Source organism: Vibrio sp. AH4 (assembly GCF_030710545.1).
In the GTDB taxonomy this organism is placed as follows: Bacteria; Pseudomonadota; Gammaproteobacteria; order Enterobacterales; family Vibrionaceae; genus Vibrio; species Vibrio metoecus.
The window spans coordinates 817,603-839,640 of sequence record NZ_JALAIV010000003.1; the positions used below are offsets into that span (position 1 = coordinate 817,603).

Below are 22,038 nucleotides of genomic sequence, written 5' to 3' on the forward strand. Positions count from 1 at the left end.
AACGCATTAACACTAAACTCAAACACAACAACTGTAACCAACGCGGCTCATTGGGACTGGAAACGCCACGCGTTGATAGTCCCTCTTGAGGCGTTTGTTATGCCTGTGCTTTCAGCTTTTCTAGGACTTTAAGAACTTCGATTTTATTGTGGAGCTTTGCATATTCGATATGTGAAATAGGCAAATCGCATGACTCAATATCAAATCCAGAATTTAACATTTGATTAATAAGGCTCAGATCCTCATGGTATATCGCATCTTGAAATACTCGATGCTCAGAGGAACTACCATGAGATACGAGTATATCGGCAATTTCAATCTCCTGCTCTTTACCACAGTGCTTACACAACTTAGCCTCGGCTTTTATTAATTCTGCACAATATTTACATTTTTTTTGACCACCGGATTGGATTGCTTTTGCTTCAATTACTTCTGTTTGCTTGCTGACGACAAGTGACAACACAACCCCGATAGGCCCCAGCAATAAACCGATTATGAACCAACCAAAGCCACTGCGCCCTTTATTACTTGCAGATACAGCAGAAATAATGCCGCATAACACCCAAAAAATACCAATACCAAATGACATTCTTATAGCTCCAATACAATTAAATTAACAAAAACAATAGACTAAAAGGTCAATTTCAGAGAAAAAGGCATAACGCCCGCCTAAGGGGCTGACAACGCATCACCACTAAACTCAAACACATCAACCGTAACCACCGCCGCTCAATGGGACTGGAAACGCCACGCGTTGACAGTCCCTCTTGAGTCGTTTGTTAGGTGCGGGACCATAAACTCAAAAGCTCGCCAAAATTGACGAGCCTCTGTGCTAGATTCTGCTTTTCAGTTCAGTATAAATATTCTCTAGAATATGAAATTCATCTTCCGTCCAACAACGAGCTATTGATACCCAGTAATCACCCGTTTCATCTGTACCTTTAAACTCTACTTTCAACTCATACTTTCTCATCGAAACCAAAGCCAAAATCAGAGCAATTATGAGCGCAAAAAAACCAAACTCAGGTACAAAAGCCCAAGTCGCTGCTGACAGTAAAATGGCGTATGTTGTCACTTTAACCACGTTATCTTTGAAGCCAAGACGCTTCAGTTCAATACTCTTGATTTTACTTAAGTGATAACTCTCTTTTTTCACTTTCAGCTCAGATGCTGTTACTTGAAAATCATTAGCCGTGTAGGGTTTACGAAACCGAATAGCATTTACTAGCAACTGTACTTTCTCGTTACTTTTTTCCACCTTTATTCTCCATGTTATTAAAGGTTAGCAAAAACTAATGTAATCATGGTGTTAAAGGTTATTTTCAAAACGACTTATACATAATCAGGGAAAATGCATCAACAAAAATAAAGCCAAACTGTGAATGCCACACACCTAACGCCGCATTAAGGTGTGAGCAACGCTACCACGAACTTAACCTTACCACCGTAAACACTGAACTCAACGATGGAATGAAAAATGCCAAGCGTTGGGAATCACTCTTAAATGCTTTGTTATGTGATTGTTTTAACTTAGATACTTCAAAAATCGGGCTTACATACTTGCCTTGAAACTCAATTGAATGTATAAAAAAACAGTATAGCAACTAGAGGCTCATGCATTATGTACAACTTAAGTTTATTAGATCGCCAAGGTGAAGTTCAAGATTGCCATGGATTAAACTGGGGGCAAAACCCAAATAACCACACAACTCCTGATGATGCATGCTTGGTCATCCGCGCTCCCGAAATTAGAGCTAACCCTCATCTATTCCCGCCAGTGGGTCACATTAAGGAAATTGACGTCATATGGGATGATGGAACTAAGATGACTATGTTACTAGAAGGCACTCAACCAATTAACGGACTAATATACCCGAAACAAATGAGCGTGGTTGGAGATAAAAGTATTCTTGGAAAATATATTCGTACGCGTATAGGCGTACCTCACGGTCAGCCTGTAACAGCACAAGACTTACGAAACTACGGTCGAACATTTATTAGCGTGACACAAATACATGGTGTCTACCACTTTAACTTTTCGTAACAAAGTCACTTTAGCGCACATATTTGTTTAGTATGTGTGCTATTTCATCACATAACGCCGCGTTAAGGGGCGCAGGCACGCAATACAAACGTGACCGCATAGCACCTTAACCACTAAACAAACTGCAAACCGAAAATGCCACGCGTGCCAAGTCCCTCTTGAACGCCTTGTTATGCATTACCGGCCTCATTTATGTATAGATCTAGGTTTTCTAAAATTTGGCTATTAATCTGACCGTGAAACCTTATTGTTCCGGCACTTGTTTTTAAAGTATATCCTTCCTCTTTGGCAAAGACGTCTTTCGCTAGTAACGAGAAAGTAGCTCCATTTTTGAAATTTCGGCCATCTAGATCAGCAAAATCTCGAATTATCTTGTACTCAGCACCAATCTCTAGCCGATAGAAAGATAGTCTAGATTGCCACCAGTAAACCACCATTTTCCATTCTTCAACAAGTGCTATCAGCTCATTCTCCGTTGTAACCACCTTACTAAGAGTGATATCCCTTTCTTGATCCATTCCTCTCATGGAAATTGTAATTTCACCATCTACTCCTTTCCTAGAGCCTTTAAAGAAAACGATATTCCGATCTGGACAGTTTATACCGCCTGTGTTTCTCTCGTATGAAAAGTATGAAGTTAAGTGCTTTGGCTTATCGGAACTATCTTTGTCGATAAGTAATAAGGCCTTCTCAATTGCTTCCCGAAGATACATTGAAAGATGATTCCCTCATTTTGCATAACGCCCGCCTAAGGGGCTGGCAACGCATTACCACTAAACTTAAACACACCAACTGCAACCGCCGCGGCTCAATGGGACTGGAAACGCCACGCGTTGACAGTCCCTCTTGAGGCGTTTGTTATGGCGCAATTCTCAAGTTAGGCCACACAGCTAGCCAACCCTTTGACTTTAATCGATTTTCGAAGGTTCCATATGCTCGTTTAGGATTATGAGTGATGAAACCTTGAAATAAACTCTCGAAACCAAAGGCTGATATACATTCGTAACGATCGTGCTCGACTTTTCTCACTGCTACCGCCGTTTCTTTTTCAGGCCAATAGCTCATGGCATCCAATGTTCTTTGGTAAGGATTGTCGCCATTTGGTAAGTGCATTTTAGCTTGATTTTTCACTTGCCAATTGAGCTGGGGCATTTGCTCCGACAACTTGAGTTCAAGTGATTTTTCATAATCTGAATCTAAACTATCGGCATCGAAGAAAATGACATCAATGTCGTTTAATGGCGTCTGCTTTACGTTGTGATGTAAAGAGTCCCAGACAAGATTTCGCACAAAACCTGCGCCTATGTAGCATTGAGGCAATTCAAGCTGATAAACACATTCTAGTGTTTCAAGTCGAATGGGATCTTTTCTAATTAAATCAACGATGGCTTTCATTTTCACCTTGCGCCATAACGCCCGCCTAAGGGGCTGACAACGCATAACACTAAACTCAAACAGAACAACCGTAACCACCGCAGCCCAATGGGACTGGAAACGCCGCGCGTTGACAGTCCCTCTTGAGGCGTTTGTTAAATGAATTTCTACAACCAATCTGACAACTTAGGTTTACCAAGAATTAAAGGAGCGTCATTTGCATAATTTTCGATCTGCAAACCAAGATCATCTTTTATAAACTGAGAAACCATGTCGATTTCAGGGAACAGTTTAGCTTTAGATATCCCAAGGCTAGCCAACTGTTTATTAATTTCTGGTTTATCTTTTGCCTTAATTATATATCGGTTGCCACTTGGTCGTAGGACCCATTCGGGCTTGATAGAGGCAGAAACACTTTTTTCTTCATCAATACCAAACAACAAGAATGCACCGTCTTGTCTGATTATCCGTTGATTATCTAATTTAGGTTTAACGCAAACAACGCTTTGAATATGTTGAGGATTTACTCTTTCTCTAAAGTGAGGCTTTTCTTGTCTTATGCAATGCATTAGCACATCAGCATGCTCATTTTCTTCATTATGGAATGATTTACTATCGGCACTAAACCTATGAGGCAAAGAAAAATTACTTTTAAGCCATGCAATGTTAGACACAACACTTACCGTATCGCTATCAAAGTACTTAATATCCTTTTTAGGTATTTTAAAAAATATGAGTTCTCCATCTTTATCGCTATCAATTTGCGATGAGCATGCAAAGTACAATGCTACTAGCGGATTTTCGGTTATGTCGAGTAATCGAGTCGGCAAATCATAATGTTGCATTTTAACTAGTTTTTCAAAACTAGATTGCTTGCCATCGAAATCTTTAGGGCAACGGATCAACAACTCTTGAATCATTTTATGTTCATTGTTTATCCACACGTCCTTTCTATATATCGAAGGAGTCAAGCCATAAACTTTATCACCATGCCCTCGATAAAATATGACATGTTCAGGGTCATGGAGATCTTCAATAACTGTTAGCAGTGTACGTAAACTACCTAATTTTGATTCATTCAAATTGTGTACTACCTCTACCAAATTCATTTAACGCCCGCTTAAGGGGCTGCCAACGCTATGACTAAGCTTCCGCATAACACCGTAACCACAAAAACCAACGCATAGTAAAAATGCCACGCGTTGGCTGTCCCTCTTGAAGCGTTTGTTAGGTGAATTTATACCGCTGAAATATAAACACAAACCTCTCGTTCACCACCTTGCATACGAAGTGTTTGATTTTCTACGTAAGTAACACCAAGTTTATCGATAACTGACCTTGAACGATCATTGCCAACAAGATGCATGACCTTTAACTCTCGCAACCCATGACTTTCTTTTGCGTGCTCAATTAAAGCCTTTGAAGCTTCTGTCGCATAACCTTGTCCCCAAAAATCGACGCCCAACCAATAACCCAAGATGCCTTGGCCATCTTTTAAGCTCGGCAAACTCACTGCACCAATAAGCTCTAACGATTCTTTAAGTACAATCGCATAAACAATACTCTCTCCGCTGGCAAAGCCAATTTCATGTGTTTCAATCCATGAAATTGCATCTGAAACTTCATAAGGGTGCGGTATGTTTGCCGTCATCTCTGCGATTCGTTTATCACCAGCCAATACTGATACTTGCTCTGCATCAGACAGCTCAAATGACCTAAGGATTAAACGTTCCGTTTCTAAAACTTGCTGCATTATTCCCCCATTTCACCTAACGCCCGCTTAAGGGGCAGCCAACGCCACTACCAAGTTACTGCATAACACAGTAACCATAAAAACCAACGCATAGCAAAAATGCCACGCGTTGGCTGTCCCTCTTGAAGCGTTTGTTAAGCGCAATCTAGTACTAATCCCAAAGCGATATTTATTAAAGCTTCAAGCTCATCAGTCCATGCATCTTCGGCTCTCATTAGTGAAACTAGCTCTGTAAACTTAGAATCCGAAAGTAAGTTTGTAGCCGTAGACGCAGAATAATCTGATTCAGGTTGGCACTCTTCAAGTAAGCCTTCGACAATATTAATTAACCTATTTCTACTACGAGTATCTCTTTTTTCAATGAAGTTATTATAGCGCTCCCATGCAGTATCAACTACCTGATCAATTTTTTCTCCAATTTCAAAGCGGCTTAATACCAGCCTTGAAGAATGGTTCAAGTTTACTACTTCAATTGTTGTACTGCCTTTAGCAGTCTTTCCTCTGAACCTATATAAACGCAAAACTAAATGATCTTTTGGCTCATCTACATATGGATTTATAATTGGTTCTTGAGCCACATTGTGAGTGCCTTTAGACCCATTACATTTTTTGCAGGACGGCAATAAGTTTTCCCATAAGACGACTTTATCCTCGTTATGCATTTTGTCTTCAAAGTGCTCAACTTCCATATAGTTGCTTTCAGATGTTAATGGGCACTCACAATATGCACATTTCCCGTTACTTGATTTTAGCAACGGTTCCTTTATATGATCATTATTCCAAACGGATAATTTTGTAGATTTAAACGTGTTTGTTAGCTCCAACACTTTTTCATCAGATAAAAAGGCAGGTTTACCTGCTCTAGTTAATTTTATCATTCAGCACCACCTTTCACTGATGCCAACTCTAATTTTAAAAGCTTTCTCATATGATTATTTGGATGCAGTAAACTATCCAATTCAATAAAAGCCGCTTCCGCTGATAAAAAGTCGTCTTCACTTATCGCAGTTTCAAATTTATTTAATTCTTGGTAGTAAGTATCAGTTCTTGTATCTGACATGCCCATAACATCCACCAAAATTTCTTCTACAGTCCAGCCTTGGTATCCATATTTCCCTCCATCTAAATTTCTACGGTAAACTTTACCGTTTTCACTCGCTAAAGCAATAATTTCATTAGGATTGGCACCCTGTAAAATATGAGGGCTGTGCGTAGCTGTTATAAATTGTGCCTTAGGAAAAACTTGAACCAAAATCTTTGCAATTTTCGCTTGCCATTCAGGATTTAAATGTAACTCTAATTCATCAATTAAAATTACGCCGTCAAAATCTAACGCGTTGATACAAGGATTTTTAAACCTAAATTCAATATCTTTTATTATCCCAAAAATAATTGAAAGGCAAGATTTAAACCCTGAAGATAAATACTCATAATATATATCACCATTAGGAGTGTTAACCATAATCTCGTTAGATGCAGCTAAAACTTTGCTAAAAGAAAAACTCTCATTAAGGAGTGAGAAGCTTCTCTTGGCTAGCTCAAGGTTATTTAGTTGCTGTTCAGTTAAAGCACCGTCATGAGCTGAGTATAAATACCTATTAACAAACCAATTCTTGACTTCACTAATATTTACACCAGATTTAGCTTCTTGGAAGGAAGTGTTGGAGTCTTTATTAATATCCTTGCTGACGGCTGCTAAAGGCTGGTATTGAAATGTTCTAGAAACCTTTAAGGAAAGAAGCTTAGGAGCGTGTTGGTACAATCCATTAATATGTGATTGTTTTCCTGGATCAAAGTCAACAATTACCACATTTGACTGTTGATCTGTTCCTTCAATATCAATCGTTGATTTAAAGCTACCACTTTCCATAGATACATTTCTTTTAAGTATATTTGTACTACTTGTGGAAAATGAATGAGCAACACATTCCAGTAATGTTGTTTTACCTATACCATTAGGACCACAAATAAAATTCATGTGATCGTTAAATTCAATATTGATATTTTCTATCCCACCAATACCGTTAATTTCTATTGATTTAACTTTCATAATACCTCTTACTATTCTAGCCGACTCTGATTATGCGCTTAACGCCCGCCTAAGGGGCAGGCAACGCATAACACTAAACTCAAACACAACAACCGAAACCACCGCGGCTCAATGGGACTGGAAACGCCGCGCGTTGACAGTCCCTCTTGAGGCGTTTGTTAGTTGCGTTCTTCCCATTCGCTTCGAATCACACCATATTTCACTGAATCATAATAGATCCCTTGGTAATAACGAACTTTCCGCAGCCGTGCCTCTTGCTTCAAACCTAGCCTTGTCGCTAATGACATCATGCGATCATTTCCCGACCATGTTGTCATGCCTACCCGCTCTATTTCTTGCGTTTTGAACAGATACGAAATCCATTGAGATAATGCTATTGATGCGATCCCTTTTCCCCAATAACTTTCGTCATAAATGACAATACCAGCTTCAAGCCAACGGGTTTCCTCACATTCCCAATAACAACTCACCGTCCCAACGGGTAATTCATTACAAATGACTAACTGCATATCTGAACCAACCAATAACCGTTGGAAGGTTGAATCCGCAAAATCAGCCAAAGTCGGATGAGAATACGGAAAGTAAGGAGCATTAAATCGAGTCCATTCGTTATGCTCAGTCATCAGCTTAAACACAAGCTCTAACTCATTTTCCTGTGCTGGCCTAACATCGACTGATAAGTCATGTTTCATAGTGATTTTTCCAAAGAGCAACTAACGCCCGCCTAAGGGGGTGGCAACGCACTACCACTAAACTCAAACACAACAACTGCAACCACCGCGGCTCAATGGGACTGGAAACGCCACGCGTTGACAGTCCCTCTTGAGGCGTTTGTTATGTGTTAGACAGACCAACCAAAACTTTTTCTGTAAACCAATCCCAGTCTGGTGCACTGAAAGCAATATCACGAACATCCTTTACTGCCGACATTGATTCTTCTACACCGAACCCTTTGGATTTTAAAAGGTATGCTGCTAATGCTAGCCCTGTCCGATCTTTGCCTGATTTGCAATGTACTACAACTTTGCCTTGAGTCTCATTTTGTTCAATGAACTTGATAATTCGAGGTAATGCATCAAGACAAACCTCAAAATCACCACTTTGAACTGGTGCATTATTCGAAAGAGGAATGTGTTCATACGCAAAACCAATAGCCTTTAGGCGTGAAATATGGACACTCTCTCCGTCATTGACCGAAATAATTGCCCGAACTCCAGATGACCACAACTCTTCTAGGTCCCACATGACTTTATCTGGCCCACAGCGCCCTGCTACAGAGTTTGTTACGAAAAAAAGATTTTCCAATTGAACCTCAAAACACATAACGCCCGCCTAAGGGGCTGGCAACGCATAACACTAAACTCAAACACAACAACCGAAACCACCGCGGCTCAATGGGACTGGAAACGCCACGCGTTGACAGTCCCTCTTGAGGCGTTTGTTATGTTCGTTCTATAAGTTCGATCCCTGCTAATTTATATCGACCAAATTTATCCTTATATAAGGGATCATCTGGAAGATAATAACCTTTAGGCATTGAACTGTTCAATTTTAACGCTCTTAATTTTGCGTCCTCTTCCTTGGTTATCGTTGCAAAAAGCAAATTATCATCGATATATTTTTGAATCGAATCCAAAGAGACTTCTGCTTCAATAGCTAACTGCTTTAATTCTTGGACAATGACTTTCAGAGGAATAATGTGTTCTTTAGTAACCCTTTTTCTATCTTTTTCAATCATTGCAGCTTTAGAAACATGTCCATTCCATAGACATTTTTCCCAACTAGCTTTCCCTGTTGATGTAACAAAATTGTGTTTATAACAGTAATATTGATCGATAAAGTGCCTCATATGTTGAGATCTTTTATTATTAAGCTCTAGTTGGATATGTAACAACTCAAGTCGTGCGTTTTTATTTTTCATTTAAAATCAATAAGCTAAGAAAAGCAGTCATTATATAGTGAATCTCAAGCACTGAGAACATAACGCCCGCCTAAGGGGCTGACAACGCATAACACTAAACTCAATCACAACAACCGTAACCACTGCGGCTCAATGGGACTGGAAACGCCACGCGTTGACAGTCCCTCTTGAGGCGTTTGTTAGCCCGATGCCTAAAGTATGAATACCCGCTCGTGCTTGGTACGTAACGCTTTTAAACCTTTACAGGCCGATATTGTCAGGAAGCCCAACCTATATGTAACCGTACCATCGTAACGGTCACCTAAAGGTATCGTGCCTACTTTTTTAATAACAAAACGTTCCTTTTTAATCGCTTTAGAAGTTGATTCAAACTCAATGCAGCTATCCGCCATTACAGTTACAAGTAGCAGCGAATGGAAATAGCCGCTACCTCCGTAGTTAGAAACTAACTTCAAGATATGAACACCACTAAACGAACAACCAACATACTGGTAACTCAAATATTTATCGTCACTTTTATAGTCAACTACGGGAAAAGTGCCAGAAACATGCCGCGTATCAACTTTACCAAAATATCGATTACTCTGGTTGGCGTCAGAGATATTGATAGAAACAATTTGGTCGCCAACATCAGAAATCCAACCATTAAGATCATCTAATATCGCGGGTGATATGTAGTTATCAGAAACAAATGAATATTTGTAGTGCTGAAAATCACGTATTGGAGCCGCTCGTGATGAGAGAGATACAAATTTAGCACCAATGATGCCATGAACTTCGTCTCTAAAGAATGCAGCGAGACTAGCAACAAACACGACTGCAGGCTCTGGACTAGGCTCACTTATGAACCACAAAACGCTACCAATTATTGCTAGTATGCTTAACGTCCGAAATATCACTTTTTTCCTCTTGAGGGCTAACGCCCTGCTAAGGGGTGAGCAACGCAATACAAAAGCCGCCGCAAACCACCTTAATCACTAAAATCAACGCATAGTGAAAATGCCACGCGTTGCGAATCCCTCTTAAGCAGTTTGTTAAATGTCTAGTTTCGTATCCACTCAACTAGATCTAAGATTGATTGGTGATCTGGGCATGAGGCAGCTAAACCATTTTGATTTACATCACTCTTAAATTGAGCCCATGCACTTTCATCCTTTGATTGAGTACCTATATGAGCTTCAATTGCACCTAAAGTCCAAAGCCAAATCCCTTGAGCTTTTAAGACGCGATGTAACGATTGTATTTCAGGTTTTGCAACCGCATCATTTGCTAGAATTTCAAACGCCTGTGCAGCTGTGCAATGATTACTATTTTTTGGAAGACCGATACCATTTAAAGTAATGTTATTTGCAGGGGCGATCTGAGCTAAACGCGACTTAATTGCAACTACTTCAGGTGATGTAGCACCAACAAAACCATCTCGGATAGCACCTGTTAATCCGTAGTCTAAATCACAGATAGCTTTTGCAGGCAAATCCATTGCTGCCAAAATTTCTAATGACTTCTTAGTATCATTTACGCCACTTTGAGCTACCAATGCATGTTTCTCTTGTCCCATTGTTTTAGAACAGGCTTTTTTAAACAAGAAGGGGAGTAGTCTAAGTTCAGTCTTACCCTCAGTAAGAACAACATTTTCAGCAAAGAGTACTTGGGTAGAATGAGAAAAACTGAACAACTGTTCCATTTGATGAACTGAGTTAGGTACAACCTTTTGTATTGCATCTGCTAGGCGCAGCCTAGTATATGTACCTTGCTGATCATTTTTACGTATAAGTAGTGTTGTTTCAGCCAATTCAGGCGTGACCATCTGTGCTGAGTGAGTCGTAATAACCACCTGATAACCTGACTTTGACAGCGAAGATAGCGCCTCTCTAACTTGCTCAATAGCAAAAGGATGCAAATATAGCTCTGGTTCATCGATTAATAGCAGAGTAGTTAGATCAGGAACATTACGTTTTACTTCTGCGAGGTACTGGACTAATGCCATTTGTATAGAGCGTTGCGCACCGTGACCATAAGACGTAAAGTCTCGACCGTCACCTTGCCCCTCAAACACCTTTAGTGTTCCAGCTTTAATTAAGTCATCTATCGTAGGAGTTTCGAAGTGTAACTTTACACTCATTCCAGGAAACAACTCAGCAACCTTTGCATTTACGTTCGTGTCGATGTTAGACAATTCTCCAAATCTCATGTCACCATCACTTGAGATTCTTCTGCTAACTTCAGATAAATGAGTATTAAGATCTTGCTCATGAGCCTGTCTAACAGGTTCAAGAAATTGCGCTAATAACTTACCAATCGTTGTAGTATTTTTCGATTTTGATGCATCTTCGGCTGCATTTTCCATTGCTCCAATTCGGATAGGTTCAGGAAGTAATGCATTTATAGCATTGTCTATACCCGTTGGGTTCACTACCCACTGTGCAGTCGCAGGATCTTTTACTGATAGTTTTATTTCGGCTACTTTAGCAGCCGGCACTAACTGGACTCGCTTAATACTTAGTACGCCATTTTCAACGTACTTCTCGATCGATTTCTTCTGCTTTTCAGGCATGCTATCTAATAAAGCCTGAGATACTCCATGAATATCTGCCTCAACTTCAATTGGGCTAGCAGGATCGTTGAAATCTTGTTCAGATAAACTCGACTTTCGGAGTAACCATTGTAGTGCCGATAAACAATTTGATTTACCAGCGTTGTTATAACCAACCAAAGGAGTGAAACCTGAAAGCTGTAAGCTAGTATTGATACATGATTTGTAATTTTTGATTGTTACATCCGTTATTTGCAAAGCCATCGCTCCTCCTGATTTTTATATATATTAGCCAAAAGACATTTAACGCCCGCCTAAGGGGCTGGCAACGCATTACACTAAACTCAACCACAACAACTGTAACCACCGCGGCTCATTGGGACTGGAAACGCCGCGCGTTGACAGTCCCTCTTGAGGCGTTTGTTATACCTATTTTTTATAAACTCAAATTTTGTTTCACCGGCTTTTTGCCAATGCTCCAGCTTCTGCTCCTTAGTTGTCGGTTTTTCAATAGTTTCACCAAGAACCGCGCAAAGCTCATCTAAAAATTGAATTGCTGAACGTATTGTTGTCTCTAGATACATCAGATTTCCACTGCATCTCCAATAGGTACAACGTCGGCTTTAGGTGCGAAAACAAGCAATTCACACGACATAGCCGCCTTAAGCACCAAAAACTGAAAAGACTGAAAATGATCCAGTGCTTATAGTCACCTTAAGCCCTTGTTATACCTAGTAACCTCTACTAAAACCTGAACATTCCCCACTGTCTAACTCAATGTAACAAAGCTGTTCTTTAAATACACTGCGCTCGTAATAGCAAACTTGAGCTTGGATACGATCGTTTGAAGTCTCGGTTAAAGCTCCAAAAGTAACTTTATCGCCTACAGCAGGTGCAAACAGACTACGAATTAAGGTTCCATCAAAAGTGAACAAGTTCAGGTTATTAGAGCCAAATTCTTCGAAGTGGCAAGATATGGCAATAATTCTTGAGTTAGTAAGAACTGAAACAGCTATGGGTGGATAAGAGAACTGCTGAATATACATCAAATCATTGAAGTTCCATCTGACAGTGGATTCCTTATCCCAATATGACCAATGAACGTCAATCACTTATAGCCTCCGATAGGTATAACGCCGCGTTAAGTGGTGAACAACGCTAACCATCAAACTTAAACCATTGCATCTTAAACACTTAACCTGACTGGAACTGAAATCGCCAAGCGTTGTGAATCCGCCTTAAACGCTTTGTTATGTTCACATTACTCAAATAGTATGCCCACATTTGGGGCATTCGATTTTTCTATCTTTTAATGATTGCCCAAAGTTTGATTTCCCACAGTTATCGCAAAACTTAGCACCACGTATGTTCATAAAAGTTATTAGAGAAACAATGGGAACAATTACCATCCAGAATTGATGATTAACAAAGCCCTGCAAATATACAATGAACAAAAATAAAGCACCCGTTACGACAGAGAATAATGGATAGTATTTCCTCTTAAACTGTGCGTTTTTATTTATATAGAACAACACAAAGCTGAGGAGTGAAACACCGCCCAAAACACCAAAAGCTATTAGTACTTTCTCATCCATTTTTACTATCCATCTTGTGAACATAACGCCCGCCTAAGGGGCTGACAACGCATTACAACCAAACTCAAACACAACAGCCGTAACCACCGCGGCTCAATGGGACTGGAAACGCCACGCGTTGACAGTCCCTCTTGAGGCGTTTGTTATGTGAATTTACTCTTTGGCCAAATGATTCATGGGAGCCCATGCATAAACATTAGGCATCGACTCCTTTTCACACCAAATCCAGCCGTTGAGCTCATATCCAGCGACCACATTATCACCAATAACAAGTGTATGTTCCCGAGCGAAATAGTCTTTGAGCACAACAACTTTGTCTCCCTCAATTTCAAGGATTTGCTTTGGAACCCAGCCTTCTTTGTTTATCCCTTTGCAATATACCCAATTTGCCCAATCACCTTCAGGATTAGACTCTTCTACAAATTGAAGTATTTCACCTTTCTCGATTCTTATCGGATTCTCTGGAGCATCAAAATATTCCTTTACCACCTTGTACTTCATAGTTTCTCCCTGCTCCATTCACATAACGCCCGCCTAAGGGGCTGGCAACGCATTAACACAAAACTCAATCACGACAACCGAAACCACCGCGGCTCAATGGGACTGGAAACGCCACGCGTTGACAGTCCCTCTTGAGGCGTTTGTTAGCTTCGTAGCCCATTGTTTAACTATGATTTTTTAAACACATTTGCTTGAAATGCATTTTACGCAAAAGCATCACTCAAACACACATCCAACGCCAAAAGCAGTGAAGTGAGCAGCCAAAACTCGCAGCGATCAAGGTTACGTTGGCCACTTACCGAATTTCCGACAAAGAAAGCGCGATTTCAGCGACGATGCTGCTTTTTGTGAAACCAAGCTGCCAGTGTTGAACATCCAACAACATTGAAGCATCGAGACTTGTTGGCTTTCAGCGGCTTTGAAACTGCGGAACTTCCAACACTTTCTACCAAATCAGCATCTAGCAAAATTCAAATGCCAAATTGTGCAATTTGAACGCTAAAAGCGGATTTTTCAGAACGATTGAGCTTGGATTTTGATGATTCTTGCTTCAAAGAAGCTAACGCCCGCCTAAGGGGCTGGCAACGCATAACACAAAACCCAAACACAACAACTGCAACCACCGCGGCTCAATGGGACTGGAAACGCCGCGCGTTGACAGTCCCTTTTGAGGCGTTTGTTATGCAGTTGGTTGCCCTAAATGCCGCTATTTTACGGTAAAACCAAACTATCACTTGGTGGCAACTGTCTTTGTTGAGACAATCCTCACCGTTATTTCTACATCAACGGACAACTATGAAACTCTTAGTTTGCAACCTTGCTCGTACCACAACTGAGCACGACATTCGTAAACTGTTTTCTGAACACGGCTCTGTTACCGAATGCACTCTCGTTTTAGATCAAGAAACCGGTCTATCGAAAGGCTTTGCTTTCGTCGAAATGCCAGAGGCTTCAGAAGCAAAAACGGCAATTGCAGCGCTGAATATGGCAAACATTGCCAAAAGCAAGATCCGAGTCAAAGCTGCTCAATAAAGCAAATTCTAAAGCCAGCTGAAAATGCTGGTTTTTTATTGCCCAAAAACTGCATAACGCCCGCTTAAGGGGCAGCCAACGCTACTAACAACTTATCGCATAACACCGTAATCACAAAAACCAACGCATAGTAAAAATGCCACGCGTTGGCTGTCCCTCTTGAAGCGTTTGTTAAGTTTCTTTTCTATTGAACCAACTACTAGCTACCATGCCTAAAACACTCAGTGCTATCGTAAACATTAAACCGATGAACCATTTATTTTGATCGTACATACGCTCCAGCTCAGCCCTTGTTTGCAATAACTCCAACTTTAGCGTTTTCTCTGTGCTTTCAAGGTCTTTACGCAATAGTGGAACAGCTAAAGCTTTACTTGGGTCTTCAGTTAGAGCTGACTCTAGCGACTCGATTTTATCGGATAGAACTTCGACATTGGCTTGTAACTTACTAACTTCAACTTTCCACTTTTGTGATCTGCTCCAGCCAGACTGGACACTTCATTAAGCGACATTTTGTTGTTCAAAGTTAACTGGGCTTAGATACCCAAGAGCACTGTGCCTTCTCATCCGATTATAATCAACCTCTATATACTCGAAGATCGTTTGGCGCATCTGGTCTCTCGTCATAATCGGCTCATATTGGATCGCTTCCACTTTCATAGAATGGAAGAAGCTCTCAACACAAGCATTGTCCCAGCAATTTCCTTTCCTACTCATACTTTGTTCTAGATTATAAGCAGTTATGAGATCTCGATAATCTTTTGAGCAGTACTGACTACCTCGATCACTATGAACGATAACCTGCTCGGGGAATCCGCGACGGAACATCGCCATTGATAGCGCATCACAGACCAGCGTAGCCGTCATTCTGGTATCCATAGACCATCCAATTACTTGTCTTGAGTAAAGGTCAATAATTACCGCCAAGTACAGCCAGCCTTCGCTTGTCGCTATATAGGTGATGTCTCCAGCCCATTTTTCATTCGGAGCAGATGCGCTAAAGTTCTGAGCCAACAGGTTTGGAGCAACAGGCATTTGATGCTTGCTGTCCGTAGTGCACTTAAACTTGCGTGCCGCTTTCGGCGTTAAATCTTGACGCTTCATACTGGCAGCAATGGTTTTAACATTGTAGCTATCACCGCTCTCAGACAGTTCTTTTTGGATACGCCTTGAGCCATCTCGGCCTTTGCTGTTGGCGAAAGCTTCTTTAACTTTTGTATCAAGCTGTTGGCGAATAGCCTCACGTTGGATGGCGTTGTGTCGATGCTTAATCCAGTAATAAAACCCACTTCGGGATATCCCGAACACCTTAGCCATACGCACTATACTGAAGCACAGCAGGTGTTCGAGCATAAACTCGTAGCAATCTACTTTAGATTCTTCGCGAAGTAGGTGGCGGCCTTTTTTACAATTTCTAGCTCTTCTGCTTGCTCAGCCAACTGCCTTTTGAGCTTGGCAACCTCTGCGGCTAGCTCTTGCTCTCGCTGACTAGTACTGGTGTCTTTCTTCGAGTTCTTCCGCCACCCGTAGATTTGAGATTCGTGTAAAGAAAGCTGTCTTGCTGTCGCAGCTACTCCCACTTTATCTGCTAACTTCAGGGCTTCTGCTTTAAATTCAGGGGAATGTTTAATTCTAGTTTTCTTAGTTGTCATTGTTCACCTCGTTAGTGATTGTACTCACTTAACTCAGTGTCCAAAACTGCTGGGGCGGATCATTGTTCATCAGGCAAGTCTGATAATACACTTAAAGTTCCTTTTATCGTTTCTAGCTCTCGATCTAACTTTTCGATTACGGCACTGCTATGACTTGATTTCGCTTTTATTAGCGATAATTCGAGCGTTAGCTCTTTATTACCAAGAGTTCTACTACCACTATCAAAAAACAGCCCTAATGATGAAACTAGTATTGCAGCTATTGCTATTGAAGAACTCATACCAGCTATAATATTCGACCACTTCCTAGCTGTACTATCGTTTTTACGTTTACCTAGACTTGCGCCTTTTATAGCTTGAGAGCTAAGTAAGGACTCAAAGCTAGGTAACTTTGTCATTAATTCCAGTTTGTCACTTTCAACGTCGACCGAGTAAGTGAACTCTTCTTCTTCGTTTGAGCTATATAGAAATAACAGTGGAATATCTAAAAAACTTTTTGAATACAGTTTTATTTGAGCAAGTGCTTTTCTTGCTTGTCTGTTATCACGTAAGTTTTTCTTAACTTCAAAAATAGCTAAAACGGTGTTATTAACGGGCTCTACAATAGCCAAATCAATATAAAAAATCCTGCCATCAGAATTTCGAACAGCTAACTCCTCAATAATGGCATCCGGTGGATAGCCAATCTCTTGAAGTTTAAGCTTTAAATTGTTCATTATTTGGTCTTCATACATTAAAAAATATTCCTCAAACTTCAACTGAAACTTAACGCCCGCCTAAGGGGCTGGCAACGCATACCACTAAACTCAAACACAACAACCGTAACCATCGCGGCTCATTGGGACTGAAAACGCCGCGCGTTGACAGTCCCTCTTGAGGCGTTTGTTATAACACAGTTTCACACATCATGTTCCGTGAGCAATTGACGACAGTTACGAACTGTTAGAACGCGGATTTCGTGGCTCAAACTATAAATAATGCGGTAATGACCAAAAATTATTTCACGGTAGTTCGTATGAGGCATTTCAGGAACCATGCGGCCCATTTCTGGCATTGAGCCGAGCAATTCCGTTTTGTCGAATACTTCATTCACCCACTTTTCTGCAGCTGATGGGTTATCCAAAGCAATAAACTCTGCGGCATCACCCAGTTTTTGTAACGCTAGAGGTGACCAAACTACTTTCATTTGATGATGCGCCCCAGAACTTGTGAACGAGCATCTTCGTTTGATATACCTAAACCTGCAGCCAATTGAGCTTCTGCAGTACGCATTTCTTCGAGTAATTCGATTTTCTCTTGCATTGCTTCATACTCCGCAACGTCAAGAACAACGGCTACACCTTTACCTCGTTGTGTAATAACCAATGGTCGACGAGTCTCATTGATCTGTTTGATAAATGATGCAACGCCAGCACGGAACTCAGACAAAGGCTGAATATCTTGATCAAGGTGAATACGGCTCATAATGAATTCCATTTAGTACAATTTAATGTACAAATAGTAGTTCAATTGAGATTTACGAGCAAGGAATTGATTCTGTGTTATAACGCCCGCCTAAGGGGCTGACAACGCACTAACACTAAACTCAAACACAACAGCCGTAACCACCGCGGCTCAATGGGACTGGAAACGCCACGCGTTGACAGTCCCTCTTGAGGCGTTTGTTATGAGGCGGATTCACCGTCTGCTCTTGGCGTAATTCCCAACTCTTTCTGTAACCTTTTACTAAGCCCGAGCACAACAAGACGGTAGGACTCAGACAAGTAATACTTCAACTCTTCGTCTAATACACCTGACGTCTCCGTTTGTTGGATCCACTTCATCCCTCGGTTGGCGAAGTAAGGGGCGGGAATATAACCATCGTGCTCACTCAGATACTCAAAGTTCAAATCCGATGTTTTGAAAGTAAAAACTGGTTGCTGATCCTTGCCGATACTGCCAATAGAAAACACTTTTCCAGCCACTTTCCAAACATGAGAACCACCCCATTGCACTACGTATGTAGTAGCAGGAAAGGAACGACAAAATTGGTTGAACTCATCGTGATTCATCTTGTTTTCCTATAGCCTCATAACGCCCGCCTAAGGGGCTGGCAACGCAAACCACTAAACTCAAACACAACAACCGAAACCACCGCGGCTCATTGGGACTGGAAACGCCACGCGTTGACAGTCCCTCTTGAGGCGTTTGTTATGGCGCTATTCTCAAGTTAGGCCACATAGCCAACCAACCCTTTGACTTTACTCGATTTTCGAAGATTCCATATGCTCGTTTAGGATTATGTGTGATGAAACCTTGAAATAAACTCTCGAAACCAAAGGCTGATATACATTCGTAACGATCGTGCTCGACTTTCCTCACTGCTACCGCCGTTTCTTTTTCAGGCCAATAGCTCATGGCATCCAATGTGCTTTGGTAAGGATTGTCGCCATTTTGTAAGTGCATCTTGGCTTGATTTTTCACTTGCCAATTGAGCTGGGGCATTTGCTCCGACAACTTGAGCTCAAGTGATTTTTCATAATCTGAATCTAAACGATAGGCATCGAAGAAAATGACATCAATGTCGTTTAATGGCGTCAGCTTTAAATTGTGATGTAAAGAGTCCCAGACAAGATTTCGCACAAAACCTGCGGCTATGTAGCATTGAGGCAATTCAAGCTGATAAACACATTCTAGTGCTTCAAGTCGAATGGGATCTTTTCTAATTAAATCAACAATGGCTTTCATTATCACCTTGCGCCATAACGCCCAATTAAGGTGTGAAGCACGCGACCACAACACTTAATTTGACCACCGTAATCACTGAACTTAACCCAAACCCAAAATGCCAAGCGTGCTGAATCACTCTTAAATTGTTTGTTATATTTATTTTAGTTGTGCAATTTCCACTTCTATTAGGTCGACAAACTCAGCTGTTGCACCAATCAAATCAGTTACATCACTAGAGCCGATTTCATGATACTTACCATCCTTATCTTTGCCACTTCGATGAACTAGGTCATGTCGCACTTTGACCGATTTATAGATATCAGAGAACTTAGGAAACTTAATCCCTAGTGTCGAAGAATAAATACCACTAACTTTAGGGAGATTGTGGTAAAGAACGCCTTTCATAGCATCTATTGCGCGCTCTTCAATTGTGTCCATTTTGTGGAATATTTCTGAAAGCGAGAATTTAGAATCACGAAAATCATGGAACTCTTCTACAAAACTTCTTAGATTTTTTTTATCTCCTTGCACAACCGATATGAATCTATCACAAAGGTAGGTCTCTAACGCAGTAATTACATTTGCATACAACATATAGACCATATAAGTATCTAGTTCTTTTTCTGTTGGTAGCTTCAACTTAGATAACGCGTCCACCTTCTCTAGGTTACGTTTGAATGTTGTATACACTTCAGCACCCGCCATAACATGCTCTGTTGTATATGATCTGCTCCAGCCAGACTGGACACTTCATTAAGCGACATTTTGTTGTTCAAAGTTAACTGGGCTTAGATACCCAAGAGCACTGTGCCTTCTCATCCGATTATAATCAACCTCTATATACTCGAAGATCGTTTGGCGCATCTGGTCTCTCGTCATAATCGGCTCATATTGGATCGCTTCCACTTTCATAGAATGGAAGAAGCTCTCAACACAAGCATTGTCCCAGCAATTTCCTTTCCTACTCATACTTTGTTCTAGATTATAAGCAGTTATGAGATCTCGATAATCTTTTGAGCAGTACTGACTACCTCGATCACTATGAACGATAACCTGCTCGGGGAATCCGCGACGGAACATCGCCATTGATAGCGCATCACAGACCAGCGTAGCCGTCATTCTGGTATCCATAGACCATCCAATTACTTGTCTTGAGTAAAGGTCAATAATTACCGCCAAGTACAGCCAGCCTTCGCTTGTCGCTATATAGGTGATGTCTCCAGCCCATTTTTCATTCGGAGCAGATGCGCTAAAGTTCTGAGCCAACAGGTTTGGAGCAACAGGCATTTGATGCTTGCTGTCCGTAGTGCACTTAAACTTGCGTGCCGCTTTCGGCGTTAAATCTTGACGCTTCATACTGGCAGCAATGGTTTTAACATTGTAGCTATCACCGCTCTCAGACAGTTCTTTTTGGATACGCCTTGAGCCATCTCGGCCTTTGCTGTTGGCGAAAGCTTCTTTAACTTTTGTATCAAGCTGTTGGCGAATAGCCTCACGTTGGATGGCGTTGTGTCGATGCTTAATCCAGTAATAAAACCCACTTCGGGATATCCCGAACACCTTAGCCATACGCACTATACTGAAGCACAGCAGGTGTTCGAGCATAAACTCGTAGCAATCTACTTTAGATTCTTCGCGAAGTAGGTGGCGGCCTTTTTTACAATTTCTAGCTCTTCTGCTTGCTCAGCCAACTGCCTTTTGAGCTTGGCAACCTCTGCGGCTAGCTCTTGCTCTCGCTGACTAGTACTGGTGTCTTTCTTCGAGTTCTTCCGCCACCCGTAGATTTGAGATTCGTGTAAAGAAAGCTGTCTTGCTGTCGCAGCTACTCCCACTTTATCTGCTAACTTCAGGGCTTCTGCTTTAAATTCAGGGGAATGTTTAATTCTAGTTTTCTTAGTTGTCATTGTTCACCTCGTTAGTGATTGTACTCACTTAACTCAGTGTCCAAAACTGCTGGGGCGGATCATCTCGATAATCTTTTGAGCAGTACTGACTACCTCGATCACTATGAACGATAACCTGCTCGGGGAATCCGCGACGGAACATCGCCATTGATAGCGCATCACAGACCAGCGTAGCCGTCATTCTGGTATCCATAGACCATCCAATTACTTGTCTTGAGTAAAGGTCAATAATTACCGCCAAGTACAGCCAGCCTTCGCTTGTCGCTATATAGGTGATGTCTCCAGCCCATTTTTCATTCGGAGCAGATGCGCTAAAGTTCTGAGCCAACAGGTTTGGAGCAACAGGCATTTGATGCTTGCTGTCCGTAGTGCACTTAAACTTGCGTGCCGCTTTCGGCGTTAAATCTTGACGCTTCATACTGGCAGCAATGGTTTTAACATTGTAGCTATCACCGCTCTCAGACAGTTCTTTTTGGATACGCCTTGAGCCATCTCGGCCTTTGCTGTTGGCGAAAGCTTCTTTAACTTTTGTATCAAGCTGTTGGCGAATAGCCTCACGTTGGATGGCGTTGTGTCGATGCTTAATCCAGTAATAAAACCCACTTCGGGATATCCCGAACACCTTAGCCATACGCACTATACTGAAGCACAGCAGGTGTTCGAGCATAAACTCGTAGCAATCTACTTTAGATTCTTCGCGAAGTAGGTGGCGGCCTTTTTTACAATTTCTAGCTCTTCTGCTTGCTCAGCCAACTGCCTTTTGAGCTTGGCAACCTCTGCGGCTAGCTCTTGCTCTCGCTGACTAGTACTGGTGTCTTTCTTCGAGTTCTTCCGCCACCCGTAGATTTGAGATTCGTGTAAAGAAAGCTGTCTTGCTGTCGCAGCTACTCCCACTTTATCTGCTAACTTCAGGGCTTCTGCTTTAAATTCAGGGGAATGTTTAATTCTAGTTTTCTTAGTTGTCATTGTTCAC

At 41.3% G+C, this 22,038-nt stretch carries 27 protein-coding genes and 3 pseudogenes; 2 read left to right on the forward strand and 28 right to left on the reverse strand.

The features are described 5' to 3' along the window. Positions 1-97: 97 nt before the first annotated feature. On the reverse strand, positions 98-589 hold the full coding sequence (locus tag MKA69_RS16915) for a hypothetical protein (RefSeq protein ID WP_000007811.1): 492 nt from the start codon (positions 587-589) through the stop codon (positions 98-100). 243 nt (positions 590-832) lie between these two features. Further along, the gene (locus MKA69_RS16920) at positions 833-1,258 is read right to left on the reverse strand and encodes a hypothetical protein (protein ID WP_071178894.1); all 426 of its coding nucleotides are present in this window, start codon (positions 1,256-1,258) and stop codon (positions 833-835) included. Positions 1,259-1,621: 363 nt separating this feature from the next. Between MKA69_RS16920 and MKA69_RS16925 the strand changes: the two genes are divergently transcribed. After that, positions 1,622-2,044: a restriction endonuclease PLD domain-containing protein gene (locus MKA69_RS16925; RefSeq protein ID WP_114774845.1), complete on the forward strand. Its 423-nt coding sequence runs from the start codon at positions 1,622-1,624 to the stop codon at positions 2,042-2,044. 170 nt (positions 2,045-2,214) lie between these two features. Here the strand turns inward: MKA69_RS16925 and MKA69_RS16930 are convergent, their stop codons facing one another. The 17 genes and pseudogenes from MKA69_RS16930 to MKA69_RS18285 form a co-directional block, all read right to left on the reverse strand. Next, positions 2,215-2,757: a DUF3601 domain-containing protein gene (locus tag MKA69_RS16930; protein ID WP_076025872.1), complete on the reverse strand. Its 543-nt coding sequence runs from the start codon at positions 2,755-2,757 to the stop codon at positions 2,215-2,217. 145 nt (positions 2,758-2,902) lie between these two features. Then, the gene (locus MKA69_RS16935) at positions 2,903-3,439 is read right to left on the reverse strand and encodes a nucleotidyltransferase family protein (RefSeq protein ID WP_305848529.1); all 537 of its coding nucleotides are present in this window, start codon (positions 3,437-3,439) and stop codon (positions 2,903-2,905) included. 146 nt (positions 3,440-3,585) lie between these two features. Further along, on the reverse strand, positions 3,586-4,527 hold the full coding sequence (locus MKA69_RS16940; protein WP_001054914.1) for an FRG domain-containing protein: 942 nt from the start codon (positions 4,525-4,527) through the stop codon (positions 3,586-3,588). A gap of 128 nt (positions 4,528-4,655) precedes the next feature. Further along, positions 4,656-5,171 carry a GNAT family N-acetyltransferase gene (locus tag MKA69_RS16945; protein WP_305848530.1) on the reverse strand — a complete coding sequence of 172 codons (516 nt, stop codon included), beginning with the start codon at positions 5,169-5,171 and terminating at the stop codon, positions 4,656-4,658. A gap of 134 nt (positions 5,172-5,305) precedes the next feature. Then, complete coding sequence (locus MKA69_RS16950) at positions 5,306-6,049, reverse strand: HNH endonuclease (protein ID WP_305848531.1); 744 nt, start codon at positions 6,047-6,049, stop codon at positions 5,306-5,308. Next, positions 6,046-7,221 carry an AAA family ATPase gene (locus tag MKA69_RS16955; RefSeq protein WP_305848532.1) on the reverse strand — a complete coding sequence of 392 codons (1,176 nt, stop codon included), beginning with the start codon at positions 7,219-7,221 and terminating at the stop codon, positions 6,046-6,048. The genes MKA69_RS16950 and MKA69_RS16955 overlap by 4 nt, the downstream gene beginning before the upstream one ends. 158 nt (positions 7,222-7,379) lie before the next feature. Next, a complete protein-coding gene (locus tag MKA69_RS16960) occupies positions 7,380-7,913 on the reverse strand; it encodes a GNAT family N-acetyltransferase (protein WP_000679870.1) in 534 nt (177 codons plus the stop codon). Positions 7,914-8,055: 142 nt separating this feature from the next. Further along, positions 8,056-8,544, reverse strand: a complete 489-nt coding sequence (locus MKA69_RS16965; RefSeq protein ID WP_114717217.1) for a dual specificity protein phosphatase family protein — start codon at positions 8,542-8,544, stop codon at positions 8,056-8,058. Between the two features lie 118 nt (positions 8,545-8,662). Further along, the gene (locus tag MKA69_RS16970; RefSeq protein ID WP_248416340.1) at positions 8,663-9,142 is read right to left on the reverse strand and encodes a hypothetical protein; all 480 of its coding nucleotides are present in this window, start codon (positions 9,140-9,142) and stop codon (positions 8,663-8,665) included. A 191-nt stretch (positions 9,143-9,333) separates the two neighbouring features. Beyond that, positions 9,334-9,957, reverse strand: coding sequence for a hypothetical protein (locus tag MKA69_RS16975; RefSeq protein ID WP_236627874.1), 624 nt, complete (start codon positions 9,955-9,957; stop codon positions 9,334-9,336). A gap of 227 nt (positions 9,958-10,184) precedes the next feature. After that, positions 10,185-11,939, reverse strand: coding sequence for an ATP-dependent endonuclease (locus tag MKA69_RS16980; protein WP_305848533.1), 1,755 nt, complete (start codon positions 11,937-11,939; stop codon positions 10,185-10,187). A gap of 80 nt (positions 11,940-12,019) precedes the next feature. Next, positions 12,020-12,259, reverse strand: a complete 240-nt coding sequence (locus tag MKA69_RS16985; RefSeq protein ID WP_142741517.1) for a hypothetical protein — start codon at positions 12,257-12,259, stop codon at positions 12,020-12,022. A gap of 147 nt (positions 12,260-12,406) precedes the next feature. Next, entirely contained in the window at positions 12,407-12,787 is a 381-nt protein-coding gene (locus MKA69_RS16990; protein ID WP_305848534.1) for a hypothetical protein, read from the reverse strand. Positions 12,788-12,940: 153 nt separating this feature from the next. Next, positions 12,941-13,270 (reverse strand): hypothetical protein, encoded by a 330-nt coding sequence (locus MKA69_RS16995; protein ID WP_055052339.1) that lies wholly within the window; start codon positions 13,268-13,270, stop codon positions 12,941-12,943. Between the two features lie 153 nt (positions 13,271-13,423). Next, entirely contained in the window at positions 13,424-13,789 is a 366-nt protein-coding gene (locus MKA69_RS17000; protein WP_000434800.1) for an SH3 domain-containing protein, read from the reverse strand. Positions 13,790-13,974: 185 nt separating this feature from the next. Continuing rightward, positions 13,975-14,128 (reverse strand): annotated as a pseudogene (locus tag MKA69_RS17005) (DUF645 family protein). Further along, positions 14,109-14,156: pseudogene (locus MKA69_RS18285) on the reverse strand (DUF645 domain-containing protein); the annotation flags it as partial. The pseudogenes MKA69_RS17005 and MKA69_RS18285, both read right to left, overlap by 20 nt. Before the next feature lie 410 nt (positions 14,157-14,566). On the opposite strand from MKA69_RS18285, the gene MKA69_RS17015 reads away from it, so the two are divergent. Next, positions 14,567-14,803, forward strand: a complete 237-nt coding sequence (locus MKA69_RS17015) for an RNA-binding protein (RefSeq protein WP_305848535.1) — start codon at positions 14,567-14,569, stop codon at positions 14,801-14,803. A 498-nt stretch (positions 14,804-15,301) separates the two neighbouring features. On the opposite strand, the gene MKA69_RS17020 is transcribed toward MKA69_RS17015, so the two are convergent. From MKA69_RS17020 to MKA69_RS17060, 9 genes and pseudogenes are all read right to left on the reverse strand, one after another. Then, positions 15,302-16,452 (reverse strand): IS3 family transposase gene (locus MKA69_RS17020; RefSeq protein ID WP_305847673.1). Its coding sequence is split into 2 segments (ribosomal slippage): positions 15,302-16,209 and positions 16,209-16,452, totalling 1,152 coding nucleotides; the frame shifts between segments, so codons are not numbered across the junction. Positions 16,453-16,511: 59 nt separating this feature from the next. Beyond that, the gene (locus MKA69_RS17025) at positions 16,512-17,186 is read right to left on the reverse strand and encodes a hypothetical protein (protein WP_305848536.1); all 675 of its coding nucleotides are present in this window, start codon (positions 17,184-17,186) and stop codon (positions 16,512-16,514) included. A gap of 164 nt (positions 17,187-17,350) precedes the next feature. Beyond that, the gene (locus MKA69_RS17030) at positions 17,351-17,638 is read right to left on the reverse strand and encodes a type II toxin-antitoxin system RelE/ParE family toxin (protein ID WP_000869999.1); all 288 of its coding nucleotides are present in this window, start codon (positions 17,636-17,638) and stop codon (positions 17,351-17,353) included. Then, entirely contained in the window at positions 17,635-17,916 is a 282-nt protein-coding gene (locus MKA69_RS17035; RefSeq protein ID WP_000086649.1) for a type II toxin-antitoxin system Phd/YefM family antitoxin, read from the reverse strand. Before MKA69_RS17035 ends, MKA69_RS17030 begins: the two co-directional genes overlap by 4 nt. A 200-nt stretch (positions 17,917-18,116) precedes the next feature. After that, the gene (locus MKA69_RS17040; RefSeq protein WP_001015086.1) at positions 18,117-18,503 is read right to left on the reverse strand and encodes an MmcQ/YjbR family DNA-binding protein; all 387 of its coding nucleotides are present in this window, start codon (positions 18,501-18,503) and stop codon (positions 18,117-18,119) included. A gap of 139 nt (positions 18,504-18,642) precedes the next feature. Further along, positions 18,643-19,179: a nucleotidyltransferase family protein gene (locus MKA69_RS17045; RefSeq protein ID WP_305848537.1), complete on the reverse strand. Its 537-nt coding sequence runs from the start codon at positions 19,177-19,179 to the stop codon at positions 18,643-18,645. 138 nt (positions 19,180-19,317) lie between these two features. Then, a complete protein-coding gene (locus MKA69_RS17050) occupies positions 19,318-19,866 on the reverse strand; it encodes a hypothetical protein (RefSeq protein ID WP_305848538.1) in 549 nt (182 codons plus the stop codon). A gap of 48 nt (positions 19,867-19,914) precedes the next feature. Next, positions 19,915-21,065 (reverse strand): IS3 family transposase gene (locus tag MKA69_RS17055; protein ID WP_305847673.1). Its coding sequence is split into 2 segments (ribosomal slippage): positions 19,915-20,822 and positions 20,822-21,065, totalling 1,152 coding nucleotides; the frame shifts between segments, so codons are not numbered across the junction. Positions 21,066-21,126: 61 nt separating this feature from the next. Then, a pseudogene (locus MKA69_RS17060) lies at positions 21,127-22,031 on the reverse strand (IS3 family transposase); the annotation flags it as partial. Between the last annotated feature and the right edge of the window lie 7 nt (positions 22,032-22,038).